This window comes from Aestuariivivens marinum (genome assembly GCF_022662175.1).
Classification (GTDB): Bacteria; Bacteroidota; Bacteroidia; order Flavobacteriales; family Flavobacteriaceae; genus Aestuariivivens; species Aestuariivivens marinum.
Genome location: NZ_JAKMCR010000003.1, coordinates 34,109 through 54,948 on the forward strand (window position 1 = coordinate 34,109; position 20,840 = coordinate 54,948).

The 20,840-nt window shown below is 33.3% G+C and carries 19 protein-coding genes; 5 read left to right on the forward strand and 14 right to left on the reverse strand.

Annotated features, from left to right (window positions below):
• Positions 1 to 11: 11 nt before the first annotated feature.
• Complete coding sequence (locus MR053_RS09475; protein ID WP_242132207.1) at positions 12 to 1,031, reverse strand: formimidoylglutamase; 1,020 nt, start codon at positions 1,029 to 1,031, stop codon at positions 12 to 14.
• A gap of 105 nt (positions 1,032 to 1,136) precedes the next feature.
• On the opposite strand from MR053_RS09475, the gene MR053_RS09480 reads away from it, so the two are divergent.
• Together MR053_RS09480 and MR053_RS09485 are read left to right on the forward strand one after the other, a co-directional pair.
• Positions 1,137 to 2,018: a chromosome partitioning protein ParA gene (locus MR053_RS09480; RefSeq protein ID WP_242132208.1), complete on the forward strand. Its 882-nt coding sequence runs from the start codon at positions 1,137 to 1,139 to the stop codon at positions 2,016 to 2,018.
• A 118-nt stretch (positions 2,019 to 2,136) separates the two neighbouring features.
• On the forward strand, positions 2,137 to 2,808 hold the full coding sequence (locus tag MR053_RS09485) for a Crp/Fnr family transcriptional regulator (protein ID WP_242132209.1): 672 nt from the start codon (positions 2,137 to 2,139) through the stop codon (positions 2,806 to 2,808).
• A 40-nt stretch (positions 2,809 to 2,848) separates the two neighbouring features.
• On the opposite strand, the gene MR053_RS09490 is transcribed toward MR053_RS09485, so the two are convergent.
• Positions 2,849 to 3,433, reverse strand: a complete 585-nt coding sequence (locus tag MR053_RS09490) for a superoxide dismutase family protein (RefSeq protein ID WP_242132210.1) — start codon at positions 3,431 to 3,433, stop codon at positions 2,849 to 2,851.
• Between the two features lie 200 nt (positions 3,434 to 3,633).
• On the opposite strand from MR053_RS09490, the gene hemN reads away from it, so the two are divergent.
• Positions 3,634 to 4,998: an oxygen-independent coproporphyrinogen III oxidase gene (gene hemN / locus MR053_RS09495; RefSeq protein ID WP_242132211.1), complete on the forward strand. Its 1,365-nt coding sequence runs from the start codon at positions 3,634 to 3,636 to the stop codon at positions 4,996 to 4,998.
• Positions 4,999 to 5,085: 87 nt separating this feature from the next.
• Complete coding sequence (locus MR053_RS09500; RefSeq protein WP_242132212.1) at positions 5,086 to 5,916, forward strand: universal stress protein; 831 nt, start codon at positions 5,086 to 5,088, stop codon at positions 5,914 to 5,916.
• A 10-nt stretch (positions 5,917 to 5,926) separates the two neighbouring features.
• On the opposite strand, the gene MR053_RS09505 is transcribed toward MR053_RS09500, so the two are convergent.
• The 12 genes from MR053_RS09505 to MR053_RS09560 form a co-directional block, all read right to left on the reverse strand.
• Complete coding sequence (locus tag MR053_RS09505; RefSeq protein ID WP_242132213.1) at positions 5,927 to 7,345, reverse strand: TolC family protein; 1,419 nt, start codon at positions 7,343 to 7,345, stop codon at positions 5,927 to 5,929.
• Between the two features lie 6 nt (positions 7,346 to 7,351).
• Positions 7,352 to 8,710, reverse strand: a complete 1,359-nt coding sequence (locus tag MR053_RS09510) for an HlyD family secretion protein (protein WP_242132214.1) — start codon at positions 8,708 to 8,710, stop codon at positions 7,352 to 7,354.
• Positions 8,711 to 8,713: 3 nt separating this feature from the next.
• On the reverse strand, positions 8,714 to 10,375 hold the full coding sequence (locus MR053_RS09515) for a peptidase domain-containing ABC transporter (protein WP_223548145.1): 1,662 nt from the start codon (positions 10,373 to 10,375) through the stop codon (positions 8,714 to 8,716).
• A gap of 2 nt (positions 10,376 to 10,377) precedes the next feature.
• Positions 10,378 to 11,049: a TetR/AcrR family transcriptional regulator gene (locus MR053_RS09520; RefSeq protein WP_242132215.1), complete on the reverse strand. Its 672-nt coding sequence runs from the start codon at positions 11,047 to 11,049 to the stop codon at positions 10,378 to 10,380.
• A 110-nt stretch (positions 11,050 to 11,159) separates the two neighbouring features.
• Positions 11,160 to 11,861, reverse strand: a complete 702-nt coding sequence (locus tag MR053_RS09525; protein WP_242132216.1) for a sulfite exporter TauE/SafE family protein — start codon at positions 11,859 to 11,861, stop codon at positions 11,160 to 11,162.
• Between the two features lies 1 nt (position 11,862).
• Positions 11,863 to 12,309, reverse strand: a complete 447-nt coding sequence (locus MR053_RS09530; RefSeq protein WP_242132217.1) for a FixH family protein — start codon at positions 12,307 to 12,309, stop codon at positions 11,863 to 11,865.
• Between the two features lie 32 nt (positions 12,310 to 12,341).
• A complete protein-coding gene (ccoG, locus tag MR053_RS09535) occupies positions 12,342 to 13,766 on the reverse strand; it encodes a cytochrome c oxidase accessory protein CcoG (protein ID WP_242132218.1) in 1,425 nt (474 codons plus the stop codon).
• A 73-nt stretch (positions 13,767 to 13,839) separates the two neighbouring features.
• Positions 13,840 to 14,748: a cbb3-type cytochrome c oxidase N-terminal domain-containing protein gene (locus MR053_RS09540; protein ID WP_242132219.1), complete on the reverse strand. Its 909-nt coding sequence runs from the start codon at positions 14,746 to 14,748 to the stop codon at positions 13,840 to 13,842.
• Positions 14,745 to 14,930, reverse strand: coding sequence for a CcoQ/FixQ family Cbb3-type cytochrome c oxidase assembly chaperone (locus MR053_RS09545; RefSeq protein WP_223548154.1), 186 nt, complete (start codon positions 14,928 to 14,930; stop codon positions 14,745 to 14,747). The genes MR053_RS09540 and MR053_RS09545 overlap by 4 nt, the downstream gene beginning before the upstream one ends.
• A gap of 18 nt (positions 14,931 to 14,948) precedes the next feature.
• A complete protein-coding gene (gene ccoN, locus MR053_RS09550; protein WP_242132220.1) occupies positions 14,949 to 17,153 on the reverse strand; it encodes a cytochrome-c oxidase, cbb3-type subunit I in 2,205 nt (734 codons plus the stop codon).
• 14 nt (positions 17,154 to 17,167) lie between these two features.
• Positions 17,168 to 17,353, reverse strand: a complete 186-nt coding sequence (gene ccoS, locus MR053_RS09555) for a cbb3-type cytochrome oxidase assembly protein CcoS (RefSeq protein ID WP_242132221.1) — start codon at positions 17,351 to 17,353, stop codon at positions 17,168 to 17,170.
• 128 nt (positions 17,354 to 17,481) lie between these two features.
• The gene (locus MR053_RS09560; protein WP_242132222.1) at positions 17,482 to 19,857 is read right to left on the reverse strand and encodes a heavy metal translocating P-type ATPase; all 2,376 of its coding nucleotides are present in this window, start codon (positions 19,855 to 19,857) and stop codon (positions 17,482 to 17,484) included.
• Between the two features lie 107 nt (positions 19,858 to 19,964).
• On the opposite strand from MR053_RS09560, the gene MR053_RS09565 reads away from it, so the two are divergent.
• On the forward strand, positions 19,965 to 20,642 hold the full coding sequence (locus tag MR053_RS09565) for a Crp/Fnr family transcriptional regulator (protein ID WP_223548162.1): 678 nt from the start codon (positions 19,965 to 19,967) through the stop codon (positions 20,640 to 20,642).
• Positions 20,643 to 20,840 lie beyond the last annotated feature (198 nt).

Here is a 20,840-nt window from a genome sequence, read left to right on the forward strand (position 1 = left end):
AACACAAACCATTAACAGCTATTGGCCCTAATAAAATCGGTTATCAAATAAGAAATAAGTTTGCCAATTTGCGTTACTGTTTTCTTCGTTGGTGCAGCTTCACATATATGTAAGTAACATACGTTTTCATGTTGTCCAAAAGTATTTAGAAATTGTCGTGTTTTATTAACGCTAAAACCACTAGGAGTCATGGCACTGCTAGGAATATCCTGAATCGCATCACAGTCAATTTCAATCCCAAAAGGTTTGTCCTTAACATGATTTAGAGCTCTTTGTACTTCAGTTTTAAAACTTTGTTCCTTTCTAACCTCAATAGCTTCAAACGTGTTAAATTTTATAAACTTGAACTTATTTAAAGATTTAAACAAATTTTCCGAAGTATAATTTTCATGAAGTCCAAACACAAAATATTTTTCTAAAAAACCTTCAGCATAGGCATAGCTAAATCCATTTCCGCTATGCCTACCTTCTTCTGGTCTAAAATCGGAATGAGCATCAAAATTTACCACATTTAATTTGTTGTTTAAAGCTAGAGATGTTCCTTTTATGTTCCCATAAGCATTATTATGACCTCCACCAATAATTATAGGTGTTTTCCCTGCCAAAACAATTTGATAGACTAAATTGGTAACATAGGCATCTATAGTTTGCACCAAAGAGCGTGCTATTTTAATATGCTTACTTTTATTTGGGTTTAACCTAGCTAATTCTTCTAACTCTTCACTAAAATCCAGATGGCCCAAGATTAAAGCTTTTTTTGGATTGGTATACGGGTTGCTCTGAATGTTTATAAGGGTTTTAAGTGTGGCTTCCCATGCCTTTGAGGCGCCTGGTTTTCCATAATTGGCAAATACGCCAACATCCTCTGGAATACCAAAAATTATATACCTAACATCCAAATCTTTAAGTTGTTCGTATATATTGGAAATGTGAGGTAGTATTTGAACATGTTCACCAAATTTGGATTCACCAGAACGTTTATTAAGTAGTTCGGCTTTTTGTTGATTATTAAATAAAATGAGTTTATCCACAAATAACGGTTAATTAAATTTTTTACTAAATAAAAATACATCAATTATTACTTATACATTCAAGGAATAAGAATTAATATTAATAAATTTAAAAACAAAGCAATTATGGAAAGTAACAAAAGCAGTATGGGGTTAAAAGTAGCTTTAGGTATAGCTTTAGTGTTATTTTTAGGTACAGCATTTTATACAATGAATTTGTATCAAGAAAGTAATGATGCCAAAAAGCAATTAACCGAAGAAAAACAATTGGTTATGAATGATTTAAATGCTATGGCCAAGCAGTATGACGAAGCTATTAGTGAAAATGAAATCGCCAATGCCGATTTGGTTGAGGCTAGGGCGCGTATTCAAGGGTTGATAGACTCATTAAAAATCTCTGAAACTAATGTGAAAAGTTTATGGCGATACAAAAGCAAGTATTTATCCCTACAAAAGGAAATGGATGTACTATTGGCCCAAAACGATTCATTAAGAGTGGAAAACTCATATTTAGCCACATCTCTAGACAGTACAAGAGTTAGGCTTGAAGAACGTACTATTTTTACCGATTCCCTTTTAGTCCAAAACACTGCTTTAGCTGAAGTTGTTGAAAACGCTGCAGTACTATCTACCGTAGGTTTAAAAGGGTTCGGAGTTATTGAAAGAACATCAGGAAAATTAATTCCAACTGAAAGGGCAAGTCGTACAGACAAAATTAGAGTTTGCTTTACTGTTGCAAAAAATGCTTTGGTACAAGCAGGAGATCAAGAATTGTATATTCAGGTTATCGACCCAAAAAACAATACCCTTGGTTTGAACGAACAGGTACAATTTGATGAAAAAACATTAAACTATAGTATTGTTAGTAAGTTTAATTATGAAAATGCCAATCTTAATATCTGTGAATTTGTTACTACCAATAATAAGGATTTTGAAAAAGGACGTTACGTGGTTAATGTCTTTAATGAAAAAGATTTAGTATCCTCATCTGAATTTACATTGAAATAACAAATCAATATAATATAGCTATATAGAACCTCCTTAATGGAGGTTTTTTAGTTTTATCTGTTAGGTTGGATTACTTTTACCGACTTAAAACTTTATTAATCTTTATAAGTTAAATTTAATGAAATCACTTTGGTTTTTTGATGATGTAAATCTTTTTAAAATCTTATGCCCTCATAAGTTTAAAGCTTATAAAGCATCTCACGATTTTGATGCTTATAAAAAGAAGGATTATATTTATTTTGAAGCAGATTCTGCCAATAAGGTTTATCTTATCGAAAAAGGAAAAGTTAAGATTGGTTATTATAATGAAGATGGAACAGAGGTAGTAAAAGCTATATTAACACGAGGAGATTTGTTTGGAGAAACAGCTATTTTGGGTGAGTCCAAACGAGAAGAATTTGCTCAATCGATAGACAATTTAACCAGTATTTGTCCTGTAGGAGTTGATACAATACTAGACCTAATGCGCAGCAGTCAAAGCTTTAGTTTTAAAATATATAAAATTATCGGTTTTAAACTAAAGAGATTAGAAAGGCGTTTACAGTTATTGTTGTTTAAAGATGCCAAGACCAGACTATTGGAGTTTTTAGATGAACTTTGCGCAGATTATGGATATGATTGTGAAAAAACAGGGGATAAGGTTATACATCATCCCTATACCCAAAAAGATATTGCTTGCTTAATTGGTACGTCCAGACCTACACTTAATGTTTTACTTAATGAACTCAAAGAAGAAAATATTATTGAATTTAATAGAAAGGAAATACGGATTCATAAAAAAACAGCCTAATATTTATGATTAATTAGGCTGCTATTTATTTAAAGTATAACTATTCTATAATGCCAGCACAACTAATGCGGGCACCTGCTGCACCTGATGGTTGTGAGATTAAATCGTCCTCACCTGCATGAACAATTACTGCTTTACCTAAAATATTTTTGGTGTCGTCATCACATCCAATACACCATTCATCGGTTGAAAATTGGATAAGTCCGTTTCCTTTGTCGTCTGCTGTAAAATTTCCTATATCACCTTTGTGATAACCAGCACTATCCCCCCATTTACCATGAGGTTGTGACGTTGGGTTCCAATGTCCACCAGATGATTTTCCGTCAGTTGAGGAGCAATCAGCTGTTTCGTGTAAGTGAATAGCATGTTTGCCGGGTTCTAAACCACTCATCATGGCAGTCATGGTTACAGTACCGTTTTCCTCTTTAAAAGTAACTTGCCCACTAACATTACTCTCACTTTTTGCTTCAAGTGCTATTATTAGCTTTTTTTCTTTTTTATCAGTTATTTCTTTTTCAACAATTGTCTCACTTTCTACAGTTTTTTTATCTTCTTTTTTTTCATTTTTACAACTAAAAGCAAAAATTAGAGATAAAGTAACAATTAAAATCATTGATTTTTTCATATTAATCACGTTTTTTAAATCGAATGTTAATAATAATTTGTAATTTTTTGTGTTTAAACTAAAAATTTATTAGGATAGCTTTTTTATTAAAATTTTGATGAAAGTTAAGGCAATAATATCCCAATTGCAAATTTTAGATATGACATAAATCATGTTTTTAAAATTTGGTAAGGCTTAATTTTGTTTTATAATTGTTAGGTATGTTAAGTTCATTAGTAAATAAATACAATGTAGCGGGACCTCGCTATACCAGTTACCCAACGGTACCTTACTGGAATGATAATACATTTTCGGTAGGGAAATGGCAGGAATCCCTAGTTAAATCGTTTCAAGAAAGTAATTTAAAAGAAGGGATAAGCCTTTATATTCATTTGCCATATTGTGAAAGCTTATGCACTTTTTGTGGCTGCAACAAGCGTATTACAAAACAGCATAATGTTGAATTTCCTTATATTGATGCCGTTTTAAAAGAATGGAAGTTATACAGGAGCTTTTTTAATGAAAAGCCCCTAATAAAGGAACTTCACCTGGGCGGTGGTACCCCCACTTTTTTTAGCCCAGAGAACTTAAAGCGCTTAATATATGGTATTTTAGAAGATGCTGAACTTAAGACGGAATATGAGTTTAGTTTTGAAGGCCACCCCAACAGCACAACAAAAGAACATTTACAGGCGCTATATAATGTGGGTTTCAGAAGAGTAAGTTATGGGGTGCAAGATTATAATCCAAAAGTACAAAAAGCAATACATAGGATTCAGCCTTTTGAACATGTGAAAAGGGTTACGGAATTAGCTAGAGAGATAGGTTATACATCGGTTGGGCACGATATTATTTTTGGTTTGCCTTTTCAAACTTTGGAGCATGTCAAGGAAACCATTTTAAAAACAAAGGCCTTGCTTCCAGATCGTTTGGCGTTTTATAGTTATGCACATGTCCCTTGGATTAAAGGTAATGGACAACGTGGGTTTAAAGATTCTGATTTACCATCACCAGAATTAAAACGGCAACAATACGAAATTGGCAAACAGTTATTGGCTGAGGTTGGATATGAAGAAATTGGTATGGATCATTTTGCACTTAAAACAGATACCTTATACCAATCAATGGCTTTGGAAAAGCTACATAGAAACTTTATGGGGTATACTGCTTCTAAAACACAGGCTATGATTGGGTTGGGCGTGTCTTCCATTAGCGATAGTTGGTACGGTTTTGCACAAAACGTTAAAGACATTGAAAGCTATTATGATTTGTTGAGCGAAAATAAAATTCCTGTATATCGAGGACATATTTTAAATAAGGAAGATTTGATTATTCGTAAACATATTCTTAACTTGATGTGCCAATTTAAAACGTCTTGGACTATAGATGAATTGTATTTTAATGAACTTCCCGATGTTATTATTGAGCTTAAGGAAATGGAAAAAGATAAGCTCATCATTATTGGTGAAAACTATGTTGAAGTAACTGAAAAGGGGAGACCGTTTGTTCGTAATATTTGTATGGCTTTCGACGTTTTGTTAAAGAGGAAACAACCAGAAACCAAACTGTTTTCAATGACTGTTTGATTAGACAAAGAAATTGTCAAAGTTAACTCCTAGCAAACCTTTAAAATTGAAATTCCCATGTAATTGGGAATCTAAAACAAAGAAATTATGAAAAAAATTATTGTACCTATAGACTTTTCAGAACACTCGGAATACGCTTTGAAAGCAGCAGCTAAATTAGCACAAAAAAACAATGCAGAATTGTTGGTCTTACACATGTTAGAAATGTCAGAAGTATTGTTGACCGCTAGTGGTGAAAACCCTCAAAAAGTGATTTATTTTTTAAAATTGGCAGAGCAACGCTTTGATGATTTTCTTAAAAAGGACTATTTAAAGGATGTTAAAATCAAGCCTATAGTAAAGCACTTTAAAGTATTTAGTGAAGTAAATGAAGTGGCTAAGAAGCATAATGCCGATATTATTGTGATGGGATCACATGGTGCTAGTGGAGTTAAAGAATTTTTTGTAGGTTCTAATACCGAACGGGTAGTTCGTCATTCTGAAATTCCGGTTTTAGTGATAAAAAAGGAATTACCAGAAGTTAACTTTGAGGTAGTGGTCTATGCTTGTGATTTTTCGAATGAAAGCATAGAGTCCTTTATTAAAGCCACAAAGTTATTTGACAAAATGAAAACAAAATTGTACTTGGTACATGTAAACTTACCAAATGACCGATTTAGAAGTTCTGTTGAAATAGAACGTAATGTGACTAACTTTTTAACAAAAGCTGATGGTAACTTGGAAAGATTAGACAATGTAAGTTATGTTAGTGATTACACTGTAGAAGAAGGTATTTTAACATTTGCCAATAAAGTTGGGGCAGATTTAATAGCCATGTCTACCCATGGCAAAAAAGGTATTGCCCACTTTTTTGAAGGGAGTATAAGTGAGGATGTGGCTAACCATGCTACTTTGCCAGTTATGACCTTTAAAATTTAAAAGGCCTTAATTAGTCCTTTTTTTCATTAACAATTGGATCATCTGAAAGTGCTAAAATATTGAAAAAGCTTGCTGTTGTGTTTAACAGGTTATTTTCAAGTGTAATTGCCTTTAATTTAGAATCAATAAGTTTTGATTCCCTTGAATTTATCAAAAACAAGGAGCTTTCTCCTAAAAACAATTTGCGTTCCTCTGCACGTAACATAGTTTTATAATCTTCAACTATTTCACTCGTAAGTTTGTTTTGTTGCTGGAGGGATAATATCTCTTGTTTTATAGCTTCAATTTTATTTTTTAAAGTTATTTCAGTGGTTTTTAGTTCGAATTGAACATCTTGCACTTTAAGTTTGGTTAATTTTAAATCACCGCGTTCCTTTCTTAAAAACAATGGAAAACTAATATTTACACCACTTTTGTATGCTGAAGTACTAAATGATCTTAAAAGCTCAGGTGTTTGTGATAAAAAATTGTATTGCAAATCTATTTTTGGCAATAGGTTATTATACTTTAATCGTTTCTCAATATTTAAGCCTTTTAGCTTATAGTTAAGGGATTTTAGTTTTGGATGATTATTTAAATCACCATAATCAATGATAACATCAGAAACATTTAGAGTATTGCCAATTGTTTCCAATGTATTAGTGTCCGGTATGATGTTGTCTTTAATTTCTATAGGGGTATCTTCATTAAGCCATAAATAATTTGAAAGCTCCAGAGCCGATTTAATAAGCTTAATTCTTGCTTTTTCTAAATTTAATTTTCTGTTGTTCAATGCTATTTTAGCCTCTAGAGTATCAATAGCAGGAGCCTCACCAGCTTCAAAACTTTTTTTTATGCCATTAAAACGTATGTCTGCATTTGTTAAAAATTCTTTATATGCTTGCTTTTCATTATAGGATTGAAGCCATTTAAAATAAGTTAATGTAGCTTCATATAAAATGTTGTTTATCAAAAGTTGCCTGTCTGCTTTTGCCTGTTTCAAAAATAATTTAGACTGCTTAAGTACAGCCATTCGGCTATTTATTAAGAGCCCACGAGCAACAGGTATTGATACTCCAGCACTGTACAACCCTTCGTTTGGGACATTTGCTTCAGGGTTTAAGAACAGCCCTTCGTTTTCCTCAAAACTGGCTTTAAATTCAATGCCATACCAGGTTGGAATTTTAAACGTAGCATTTAACTTATCAAAGTATTCCTTACTTTTAAAGGTCTTTCTATTGTAATCAACTTCTAATTTGGGATCGAAGGCACCACGAGATTTTAATAGTTTAGCCTCACTTTCGTTTAATACCAAATTGGCCTGTTTTACAATAGGGTGGTATTTTTTAACATAGCTCAAATACTCTGAAAGTGTTATTACAGATGAACTTTCTTGAGCGACCAAACTTCCACTAATAAAAACTAAAATATAGAAAATTAATGATTTCATTTGCTATTACTTCAAGTCTTTAGTACTAAACTCTGATTTGTCAACTGGTTGGTAATAATTTTTAGGAAAACTGTTTATCTGTCTCCATAGTTCGAACCATATAGGAACATCTTCCAATAAGGCAATGGTTCTGGTACCAGAACCCACTCTAATGGCTTGGGGCCATTCTTTGTCATCTTTATCCGGGGCTAATAGAATTCGATATTTGCCATTGTCACTAATAAAGTTTTCTATAGCCACTATTGTAGCCCCATAGGTACCATAGCTTACATTTGGCCAACCACTAAACACAATAGCAGGCCATCCGTCAAATTGAACTCGTACTTTTTCACCAATATGTAGAAGGGGAAGGTCTATGGGTTCTACATAAGTTTCTACGGCAAAATCAAATTGTTTTGGCATGATACCAACCAACTCTTCACCTTCCTTAAAAGTAACTCCAACACCACCTTTTAGTGCTTTGTTGATAAATCCGTTAATGGGCGCCGTAACATATAGTAAACTATTTCTAACCTTATAGTTAGTATAGTTATTTTCTAACTTTGTGACTTGGGCTTCGGTATCAAAGCTATTAGATTGAGCTGTGAACATATCGCTTTGTGCTTTAGATATTTTGTCTACATATTCTTGGTTAACCCTAGTAAGCTCTAACTGTGCATTTATAACATTATTTTTACTGGTTAAAAGCTTATTTTCTTGGGCTATTAGTTTTGCTTGAGTTTCCTGAAGTTTCATTCGTTTTTCTTCAACATCCTTTACAGCTTTTAATCCTTCTTCCTGAAGGGTTAAAACCCTGTTATATTGTCTTTCGGCTATTGCCATATTTGTTTTTGAAGCCTCTAAGTCTATACTGTCACTTTTAACCTTGAGATTGGCTTGCAACAATTTATTTTTAGTTTGTTGAAATTTTAACTTTTGTTCAGTTTTTAAAGCTGAAATCTGCGTATTTAAAGCTTCAACTTTATTATGATAGGCATTTAATGATAAGGTCTTTGCTTCAATTTGTTTGTTGGTTCGTTCAACCAATTGGTTATCAAAATAATCGCTTTTAACTTCAGAAATCCTTAATATGGTATCACCTTGCTTTACAAAATCACCTTCTTGTACAAACCATTCTTCAATACGGCCTGGTATTTGTGATTGGATCGTTTGTGGTCGCTGATTTGGTTTTAAGGTGGTTACTTGCCCTCTACCCGTTATGTTTTGTGTCCATGGTAAAAACAAAACAATGAGTACAATACATGCAGCAACAATTAAAAACCTATTAAAGTATTTGTAATAAGATTTGTCTAATATATTTTTTCCAGATTTAAAGATGCTTAAATCTACCTTTTTATTTAACTGATTGTGTGAAATATTCAACATAGATTAAACAGTTTTAATTTCTCCCTTTTCTAAGGTTATTACTTCTTTACATTTGCCGTTCCAAAGAGTATTGCTACTAACTACAATTAGCCCCCAAGGTCTATCTTTATTTGATAGATAATCAATAATGGCATTGGTTTCTTTACTATTGAATCTATCTAATGCATCTTCCAAAATCAATACTTGTGGTTGTTTTAAAATGGCCCTAGCCAAAACAATTTTTTTAGACACTGTATGGGACATATGTTTCCCGTCTGGATATAAAACAGTTTGCAGGCCATTGGGTTGTTCTTTTAAAAAATCTAAAAGCCCAACATCTGTTAAGGTTTGAAAAATGGCTTTATCTGTAATTTTTGGGTCTCCAAAAGTTAGATTTTCCCTAATAGTACCTTCAAAAGGGGTTTCTTCGGTTAGTGATAATCCTAATTGAGATCTATAATGATTAAGGTTTAAGCTATTTATGGACAAATTGTTTATGTGTATATTGCCAGATGTAGGTTGAATGATTCCTGATATTAATTGTAATAAAGTAGATTTTCCTGAGCCACTTTCTCCCCTTATAATGATTCTACTTTTTGTGTCTATTTTAAGGGATATGTTATTTATAATAGGGTTATCCTTATTGGAAACTTTGTAAGATACGTTGTCAAATTCAATACTAATTCCATTTTTATAGTCAGGTGTATCACCGTTTAAATTTTCTAAGTCTTTGTCAACAATTTGCCCTAACTTTTCTATAGATGTTAGGACATCATAAAATGATTCCAGACCTAAGATTAATTTTTCAACTGAAGCAATGACAAGTATTATGATAATTTCGGCAGCAACAAACTGTCCTATATTCATTTCTTGGTTAAGTACCAAAGCACCACCTATTAACAACAAGCTTGCAGTTACTATAACTTTAAAACCGATCATTTGAGTAAACTGACTTATTAATACCTTAAAATGCTTTTCTCGGGCATTTAAATAATCGTTAACCAAAATATCATTTTTATTTATGGCTAAAGTTGTATTTCCAGATAGTTTAAAACTAACTACTGTACGTGCAACTTCCTGAATCCAATGGGCCACACGGTATTTGTGTTTAGATTCCTGTAAACTTGTACGTAATCCTTTTTCTGCCGTGTATTTAAAAACAATAAGAATAAGGATTAACAACAATAAACCAAAAATGATAAAAAAAGGATGGTAGAAGGACAACAGAATTAAAGCAAATAAAATTTGTAAAATAGCTGTGGGTACGTCAATAAGTATTTTTGAGAGTCCTTTTTGAATCGTTAGGGTATCAAAAAAACGATTGGCCAATTCGGGAGGATAGTAGTTCCTTAGTGCATTCATTTTTATTTTTGGAAAGCGATAGCTCAACTCAAAAGATGAACGCAAAAATATACGCTGTTGAATAGTTTCAATAATGCGTAGTTGCATAATTTGTAGTGCACCGGAAAATGCAACACCTAGTGTGACCAATATTACCAAAATGAGCCAGGATGTTGATATTTCAGCTCCTTGAATAAGGTTGATAATTGTTTGAATTCCTAAAGGGAGTGAAAGGGCTACAACACCAGAAAAAATAGCATAATAAAATATTTGCTGTATATCCTTTTTTTCTAGTTGAAGTAAACCTAGAAATCGTTTCCAAGGTGAAAGTGTCATTTTTTCCATAGTTATGCATTAATGGTTTTAAAAACAAGATCCGTTAAAAATTCAGTTGGGGTAATAGTTGTATTACAATCAGTCATAGATACAAAGTGGTCTTTTAAAAAATGTTGATGCATACTGGCTTCCATAATAGTACTTGATAAGCTTGAAGGAAACTTGTAATCTGGATTTATTGTGAATATCATATCCCTAAGGCGGTGAACGATACGCTTATATATTTCAAAATACCCTTCTTTATTTTCATTGTCAACCTCTTTAGTGAGAAAGGATTTAGAGTTTTCATTGATAATGATCCTATTTAAAGCTAATTCATCAATATGGGAGTATTTAGAGTCTTCTTTAATACTTCTCGTAACAATTTCAATTGCTTTAGTAAGTTTATTAATAGAAGTAAGGCTGTATGTTTCAATGACCAGTTGATATTCGATCCAAGCCCAATACCAAGACGATAAATACAATAATAGTTTATGTTTACTTTCAAAATACCTATATATAGAGCTTTCATTGGAGTTAATTTCCTGTCCTAATTTTTTGAATGTAAAACTTTCAAAACCCATTTCATCTATTAATTTAATACTGTGTTGTATTATTCGTTTACCTAAGGAAGAAGACTCAGGATCCTTGATATAAATCTTTTCTGGTACAGCTATTTTAATATTTGATAGTAATTTATCCATTGTCAATATATTTATATTCAAATATAATAGTAATACTATTAATTATGAAATTAAATATATTGATTTTATCAATGCATTATAGAATTTAATTATTCTAAGCTAAAAAAAGGTTAGTGACAGTTAATTTGTGTTTGGATAGAACCATTAACTGGAGTAGGAGAGAGGTATGGAATTCCCAATCCTAAACCACGTAGAATAAATAAAAGCCCAAAGACAATAATAAATATAGGTATGACTTTTTGTATTTTTTGTCTTATAGAATCTTTTAAAAACTGACTGAAATAAATAGCTGTGGTCATTAAGGGAAGGGTCCCTAAACCAAAAACAGTCATATATAGACTACCGGTTAGGGCGTTCCCACTTGCAATAGCAGCAAAAACTGCCATATAGACCAATCCGCAAGGTAAAAACCCATTTAAAAAGCCTATAGTTAAAAAGGTATCAGCTGTTTTTCTTTTAAGGGCTTGCCCAAGGGCAAATTTAACCTTTGCTATAACTTTATAAATGGGTTTTGATATGGTAAATCTATTGAGAAGTTTCTGGGGAATTAAAGCCAACCCAATCATTAAAACACCAATAATTATTGATAGTTGTTGTTGGAACCCAAAGAGGTATAGGCTTTTTCCAACCAGTCCAAAAGCAAGACCAATAATACTGTAGGCTAATAACCTACCAATATGATAGACAAATATTTGTGATAATTTTGTATAGTTGTTTGTGCGATTTACAGGCAACATAAAGGCAATGGGACCACACATACCTACACAGTGAAAACTTCCCAATAACCCTAGTATAAATGCAGATAAAAGCATATTAATAATTAATAGATTTTTTATATAAATAAGAAATTCCGTTATATTGCCAATCTATTTTAATGTTCCAACGACCATCTACCAAACGATTGTTAGGTATGAGCAAATATGGATTAGACAATGAAATAATAGATTCAAAGTCTAGTTGTTTGTTAGATGGTCTGTATAGGAACACTTTTCCTGTGATTTTTTTGTATTCTAAATTTTTAGGAAATACTATTTTTAAGCCTTCAGCCGTTTTTTCATAACCTATATTTTCAGTTAATTTTTTGGAATTCTTTAATTTTTCAATATCGTTTTGGTAAACCAGCTCTTCACCATAATAATCTTCAGTTACCAAATCGTGGTCGTATTTATCATTTACGTTCATTGTGATAATGAAATACATGATAAAGCTTATAAACACTATAAAAGCTAATACAATACCTGTTCCCCAATTTAATTTCATTATCTAAATTCTATTAATAATTACCAAATAACTTATTTATAACTCCTTGGCCCCAAAAAGTTGGCCGTTGTAGTTTCAATGAGCTGATTGTTTTGATAAACACCAATTTCAATTGTATTTCTATCGCCCGATAAGTCTGAATTGTTTATTTCAACAAACAGTGTCCCTTCAGCAATATCTTGTTTTGGTACTGTAAAACGATCATTAGTACCAACCAATTTCAATTCGCCTTTATGGGTCATTAATTTTAGGCTTATATGTTCAATATCATGTGTTGTTTTATTTACCAGTTTATAAGTGAAAACATTGCTTATAATATTATTGTCCTTATGTTCATAGAGCTGGCCTGGTAATCTTAAGATTGTAGCTTCAACATCATTTCTTATGAAAAGCATACCAGTTAGTAACCCAATCAATATAGATAATACAGCAATGTAACCTTTCATTCGAGCCGTTAGCCTAAAAGGCACTTTTTTTTCTATATTCTCTTCACTTGCATATCGAATAAGGCCTTTAGGCAGATTGATGCTTTCCATGATATGATCACATTCATCTATACAAGCGGTACAGTTTACACACTCTAGTTGAGTTCCATTTCTAATATCAATTCCTGTAGGACATACATGCACACATTGTAAGCAATCTATACAATCTCCATAACCTAAGGCTTGCCGATCTTCATTTTTTCTAAATTTTTTTCGCCCGTTTTCTCCCTCACCACGTTTGTGGTCATAAGCCACAACTATAGATTTTGTGTCCAACAATACTCCTTGAAGTCTACCATAAGGACAAGCTATTATACAAACTTGTTCCCTAAACCATGCAAAAACAAAATAGAAAACTACAGTAAAAATAATTAATGGAAATAAGGTGCTTAAATGTTCTAATGGACCATCACTGATATACTTTAATAGTTTATCGCTTCCCACGAGATAAGCTAGAAAAACATTAGCAATCAAAAATGAAATGATTAAGAAAATAACCCATTTCAAGATACGTTTTCTAATTTTTTCAATATTCCAAGCTTGCCTGTCTAGCTTACGTTGTTTATTTCGGTCACCCTCAATCCAGTATTCAATGCGTCGAAATACCATTTCCATAAAAATGGTTTGCGGACAGATCCAACCACAAAAAATACGTCCGAATGCCACTGTAAACAGTGTTATGAAAACCACACCTATAATCATTGTTACCACAAATAAATGAAAGTCTTGTGGCCAAAAAGGAAAACCAAAAATGTTAAAACGTCGTTCTAAAACATTGAACATTAAGAATTGGTTCCCATTTATTTTAATGAATGGAGATAAAAGTAAGAAAGCTAATAAAATATAGCTTATAAATTTTCTTTTATCATAGTATCTGCCATTAGGCTTTTTTGGAAATACCCAAGCGCGTTTACCTTCTTCTGTAATCGTACCAATAGAGTCTCTGAATTTTTCGCTATCTGGAGTTTCCAAAGGGTTTGGGTTAAAAGATTCCCTTTATTTTTAAAACAAAGGGAATCTAGTTGAGTTGGCTATTAATCTGTTCTTATTGAACTGGGTTTACTTGGGTTTCTTTATTTTCAGCTTCCCACAAATCACCTTCGGGGTCTTTTGGGTTAGCTGGTGTGGTACCTTGGAAAGTTAGCACGTAACTTGCAACCTGTGCTATTTCTATAGGTTTTAATTGTTGTTTCCAAGCAATCATTCCTTTGCCCGAACGCCCACCTTCTGAAACGGTTTCAAAAATGCTTTTAATATCGCCACCCATAATCCAATGTTTGTCAGTAAGATTTGGTCCAATACCACCTCCACCATCGGACATATGGCAAGCTACACAGTTGGTTTCAAAAATGGTTTTACCTGCACTTAAATCGGAAGCATCAGTAAGTTGTTCAACTGTGTTCACATCAACGAGGTTCTTGGCCGTTTTTTTGTATTCTTCAAGAGCGGCTCTAGCATCGGCAAGTTCGGTTTCCAATTCATCAAATTGACCTGCTCCATCAAATACATGGTATCGTAATAGGTAAACAGTTGCAAAGATTATTGTCACATAGAATCCATATAACCACCAAGGCGGTAAGCTATTATCTAACTCCTTAATACCATCGTAATTATGGTCCAAAACAATTTCATGCTCTTCTTCAAGAGGTCTAAGAGTCCAAAGTTTTTCATTATAAAACTTTTTCAGCTTAGCAAAGCTGTATTTACTTTCTTTCTCGGCCAAAAAGCGTGCTTTACCTGCTTCATCTAATTTATGTAACATGACATTTTCCAGAGCGCTTATTATGGCTTCAATGGCAATTAGGATGAGCAATACTAAAAAAAGAAACAGCAATACGCTAGGAAATTCTACAAATGCAGGTTTTTCTCCGGAGTCTATAAAGTACTCTACAGCACCAAAAATGATGAAGAATACAATGGGTACCCTTACCCAGGATGGAATTAAGTTTCTCATAATATATTGTCGTTTTGGTTGTCTAATGGCATATTACTTACTTTATTTATATAGTCTTTTTTGGCAGTTACTACCCACCAAGCCAGTACTACAAAAAAGATAAAAAAGATGAGTAGGGAAATAATCGGATAGATTTCTATACCTGAAATGCTTTCCATATGGTTTTTTACAAATTTCAACATAGTTTTAAATTTCAAAGGTTATTCCGTACCTTCATGAATATCGGTTCCTAGGCGTTGCAAATAGGCTATAAGTGCAACGATTTCCCTGTTTTTCATCTCAACAAATTCTTGGCCGTTTTCTGCAGCATATTGCTTATTGGCTTCATAGTTTTTGGCAAAATCCGGATCGTTATAAAGATTCTGTTCTATTTGAGCACCTTGATCCAGCATGCTTTGTTGTGCATTAGTGATGTCTTCATCACTGTAAGGGACACCTAAAGATACCATGGTTCTCATTTTGGCTTCGGTTTGTGACTTGTCAAGCTTGCTCGATGGACCTGTAATTAACCATGGGTAACGAGGCATAATGGAGCCTGATGAGGTACTTTGTGGGTCGTACATGTGGTTAAAGTGCCAGTTATCGGAATACTTACCACCAAGCCTATGTAAATCTGGACCTGTACGCTTACTGCCCCACAGGAAAGGATGGTCGTAAACATATTCACCAGCCTTTGAATATTGTTTGTTGTTTGCTCTCCAATCATAACGCTCTACTTCACTTCTAAACGGACGAATCATTTGTGAATGACAGCCCACACAGCCTTCACGTATATATATATCCCGACCTTCTAGTTCAAGTGGTGTATAAGGTTTTACACTAGCAATTGTAGGTATATTAGATTTTACCATAATAGTTGGTACAATTTGTATGATGCCACCTATTAATATGGCTATGGTAGCTAATAAGGTTAATTGTACAGGTCTTCTTTCTAACCATGTATGCCAACCTTCATTAGCAGTACGTCTTTTAGTAACACGTTCCAGTGCAGGAGCCTCTGCTAATTCATCTTCTACTTTACTTCCACTTTTAATAGTGGCAATAATGTTATAAACCAAAATCAATAATCCAACAATATATAAGGTACCACCAATGGCACGCATCCAATACATAGGAATTATTTCGGTAACGGTCTCTAAAAAGTTTCCATAAACCAATGTGCCATCTGGGTTAAACTGTTTCCACATACTGGCTTGGGTAAATCCTGCAACATACATGGGTAGAGCATAGATGATAATACCCAATGTTCCTAGCCAGAAATGTAAATTGGCTAAGCCCAGAGAAAACAGTTTTGTTTTAAATAGTCGTGGAATTAGGTAATAGATAATACCAAAGGCCATAAAACCATTCCAAGCCAATGCTCCTACATGCACATGAGCAATAATCCAGTCAGTAAAGTGGGCAATAGCGTTTACGTTTTTTAATGATAGTGTTGGTCCCTCAAACGTAGCCATACCGTATCCAGTAATCGCCACTACCATGAATTTTAAAACGGGATCGGTACGTACCTTATCCCAAGCACCTCTCAATGTTAACAATCCATTAATCATACCACCCCAAGAAGGCATCAATAGCATTACAGAGAATACCACTCCCAAATTTTGTGCCCATTCCGGTAAGGCAGTGTATAATAAATGGTGTGGGCCTGCCCATATATATATAAAGATAAGTGACCAAAAGTGTACAATGGAAAGCCTATATGAGTATACAGGTCTATTGGCTGCTTTAGGCACAAAGTAATACATAATACCTAAAAACGGGGTCGTTAAGAAGAATGCCACTGCATTATGTCCATACCACCACTGTACTAAGGCATCCTGTACACCGGCATAAACCGAGTAACTTTTTAGGGCGCTAACAGGAAGCTCCAAACTATTAAAGATGTGTAATACAGCAACAGTTACAAAAGTGGCTATGTAGAACCAAATAGCAACATATAAATGACGTTGGCGACGTTTTAAAATGGTCCAGATCATGTTTACGCCAAATACAACCCATATTAGTGCAATGGCAATGTCTATAGGCCATTCCAATTCGGCATATTCTTTAGAGGTCGTAATACCTAAAGGTAATGTTATCGCAGCAGCTACAATAATGAGCTGCCAGCCCCAAAAGTTGATATTACTTAGTAGGTCACTTGCCATTCGCGCTTTTAATAAACGTTGCAGTGAATAATAAATCCCCGCAAACATGGCATTTCCAACAAAGGCAAAAATAACAGCATTGGTGTGTAATGGTCTTAAACGTCCAAAGCTTAACCACGAAATACCATCAGTAAGATTTGGAAATAGGAACATAAAGGCCAGTAAAAGCCCTACTAACATACCTACTACTCCAAAAACTATTGTGGCATAAATGAACTTGGTAACGATTTTGTTATCGTAATGAAACTGTTGCATTTCCATAAGTAAATAATTTGTTATTCTTTTTTGGTTAGTATTGATTTCTTGTTTTTTTCTTTAATGAGTTCATCTTCAAAGAGCATCCTTACAGAAGGGGTGTAGCTATCGTCATACTGTCCGCTTCTTACCGCCAAAATAAAGGCAATAAAAAAAACAACAGCTACAGAAATGCTTATAGCTAACAAAATATATATAACACTCATACCTATTTGAAGTGATGGTTCAAAAATAATTTTATACCTATTTTCAAAATATGACTTTTATCATGTTTTTAATAAAGTCTTAAAATTCTTTATTGACTTTGAAATCCTCAGTTTTATATATACTGTCTTCATCTCAACCTTCTATTAACAAAGTTTGTCGCCACCGTAGTAAAGACTACAATGCTAATGGAGCTTAAAGGCATCAAAATAGCAGCTATGATAGGTGATAATTGTCCTGTAACCGCAAATGACAAACCAATAACATTATATATAAAAGATAGAACAAAACTCCATTTGATTATTTTTATAGCTGATTTTGAAATACTTATGTACTCATACAAATGCTTAAATTTTGAAGCATCCAAAATGGCATCACAAGCTGGAGAAAATACATTAACATTTTCTGAAATGGCAATGCCTACATCACTTTGTGCTAACGCCCCAGCATCATTTAAACCATCTCCAATCATTAATACCTTAGCACCTTCACTTTGATGGTATTTAATGTATTCTAATTTATCCTCTGGTTTCTGTTTAAACAACAATTTGGTTTTTGCAGGTAACAATTTAGTTAAATTATCTTTTTCTCCTGCATTATCTCCTGAAAGAATGACTAAATCGTAGTCCTTTTTAAGTTTGTTGAACAATTTGGAAAGTCCTGTTCTATATTTGTTATAAAAGGTAAACTTTCCTTTGTAATTGTTGTTTGTGGTAATATGTACTGATGTATTTAATGTAGTAACATCTAGATTAAGGCCAACAAAAGGAGCTGAACCTATCTTTATGTTGTGGTTTTTATGTTTAGCTTCAATACCCTTACCCAAATGTTCTTCAAAATAATCCAATGAAACGATATCGTTCGCTTTTAAAATGCTATAAAGTGATCTACTGAGTGGATGGTTGGAGCCACGTAAGGTGCTTTTCAATAAAGTTTCTTCCTTATCATTAAGTTGCTGTCCTTCATAGTGTATGGCGGTTTCTTTATTGGTGGTTATGGTGCCAGTCTTGTCAAAAATAATGGTATTTATTTTAGCCAATTGTTCTATTACTGATGCATTTTTTAGGTAAAACTTTTTCTTTCCAAAAATCCGTAACACATTCCCAAAGGTAAATGGAGCGGCCAATGCTATAGCACAAGGGCATGCAATAATAAGTACAGACGTAAAGACGTTTAATGCTTTACTGGAATCAGTTAACAACCAGAAGCTGGTTGCTATAAGCGCTATTGATAAAATGCTTATAGTGAAGCTTTTACTTATGCGGTTGGTAATATCGGTAAAAGAAAGTGCCTTATCCTTTTTAAACACATCGTTGCTCCACAATTGTGTTAGGTAACTTTGCTCAACTGATTTTAGAACATCTACTTCTATACTTCCATCCAATTGTTTACCGCCAGCAAAAAGCTTGTCACCAGATTGTTTTGAAACAGTTCTTGATTCTCCGGTTACAAAACTGTAATCAACACGTGCGTTACCTTTTATAAGAATACAATCGACAGGTATGAGTTCTTCATTTCTAATTAGAAGGCGATCACCTTTTCGTATGTCATAAACCTGAATGGATTCTTCAGTATTGTCATTAGTTATCTTAGTAATGCCAATGGGAAAATATGATTTATAGTCACGTTCAAAAGATAAAAAACTATAGGTTTTTTGTTGAAAAAATTTCCCAAGCAATAAAAAGAAAATAAGTCCCGTTAAACTGTCAAAAAAACCAGAGCCCATATCAAAAATAATATCTAAGGAACTACGTACAAAAAGTACGATAACACCCAAAGCAATGGGGACATCGATATTAAGAATTTTGGAACGTAAACCTTTAAAGGCAGATACAAAATAACCTTGGGCTGCGTATACCACCACAGGTACTGAATAAGCAAACATTAGCCACCTAAAGAGGTGTTTGTATTGTTCTAACCAAAATTCCCCCACTTGAAAATATTCTGGAAAAGATAAAAACATGACGTTACCGAATGCAAAACCAGCAACTCCTAATTTGTATATCAATGAGCGGTCCACATGCTTTTTGCCCACACTATAATCTTCTAAGCTAATATAGGGTTCGTAGCCAATACTGCTCAAAAGGGTTACCAAATTTTTTAATGATAATTGCTGAGGAGTATAAGTGACCCTTACGGTTTTTTTTCCAAAGACAACCATAGAGGAACTTACGGCGGGATTTAACTTGTTTAAGTTTTCCAAAATCCAAATACAGGAGCTACAATGTATATGAGGAATGTAAAGTGTAATGATTTGTACATCATTGTCTTTAAACTCCAGTAACTGATCCACAATTTTAGCGTTATCTAAAAAGTTGTATTTCCCTTCAATATCTTTAGGTGTGGCACCTGGAGCCTGTTGTAAGTCATAGTAACATGTTAAATCGTTGATACTGAAAATCTCATAAACGGTCTTGCAGCCATTGCAACAAAACGTTTTGTCATCATAATATATACCAGAAGATGCAGCATCCAAACCGCAGTGGAAACATGTTTTATGCTCCATAATATTTGCTCAAATTATACCCGTTGCAAATGTTAAGATATAGAAAATATTTTAATATGATATATGTCATGTTTTGCTTACTTTTGAAAAATAATTAAGAATAAGGTATGGGTAAATGTGAGCAATGTATAATAAAACAGTTCAATTCACTTAAAGCGTTAACAAAAGATGAGTTAATTCGAATTTCAAGTTGTAAGACTTCAAAAATCATAAAAAAAGGTGAAATTCTTTTTGAAGAAGGTGAAAACATCAATGGTATCTATTGTGTGAAAGATGGTATTTGTAAGTTGTCAAAATTAAGTGAAAACGGTAAAGACCAAATTGTTAAAATGGTAGTTAAAGGGCAATTAATAGGGCAACGCTCTTTAGTAACTGATGAAAGTGCCAATTTGCAGGCTACTGCTTTAAATGATATGGAAGTTTGTTTTATACCTAAAAGTGAAATAATAGCTGATCTTCAAAAAAATGCAGCTTTTTCTTTCGATGTCTTAAAAGAAATGGCCAACGATTTAAAAGAAGCAGACGATGTAATCGTTAACATGGCACAAAAATCAGTTCGCCAAAGATTGGCAGAAACCTTGGTTTATATCTATGATAGTTTTGGGGTAAATCCAGATGGAACTTTAAGTGTGTTATTGTCTCGTGAAGATTTTGCCAATATTGTTGGTACGGCAACTGAATCTGCTATCAGGGTATTATCGCAATTTAAAAAAGAGGGATTAATTTCAACAGTTGGCAAACATATTAGGATTGAAGATTTAAGTGGTTTAAAACGCATAGAATAAACTTCAGTTTTTAAAACTTTTACTGTTTGTAAAAGTTAAAAAACTATGTTAAGAATATTGTCGCTTTTTTAGTTTCTATATGCCTTAAGACAGATTTTGTTATTTCCTACTTCACAGTTGTTGTTAAGAAGAACAAAGTGAGAAAAACCATTCTTCAAATAAAACTATGAATTTATAATCCATGAGGTTAGTTGAACA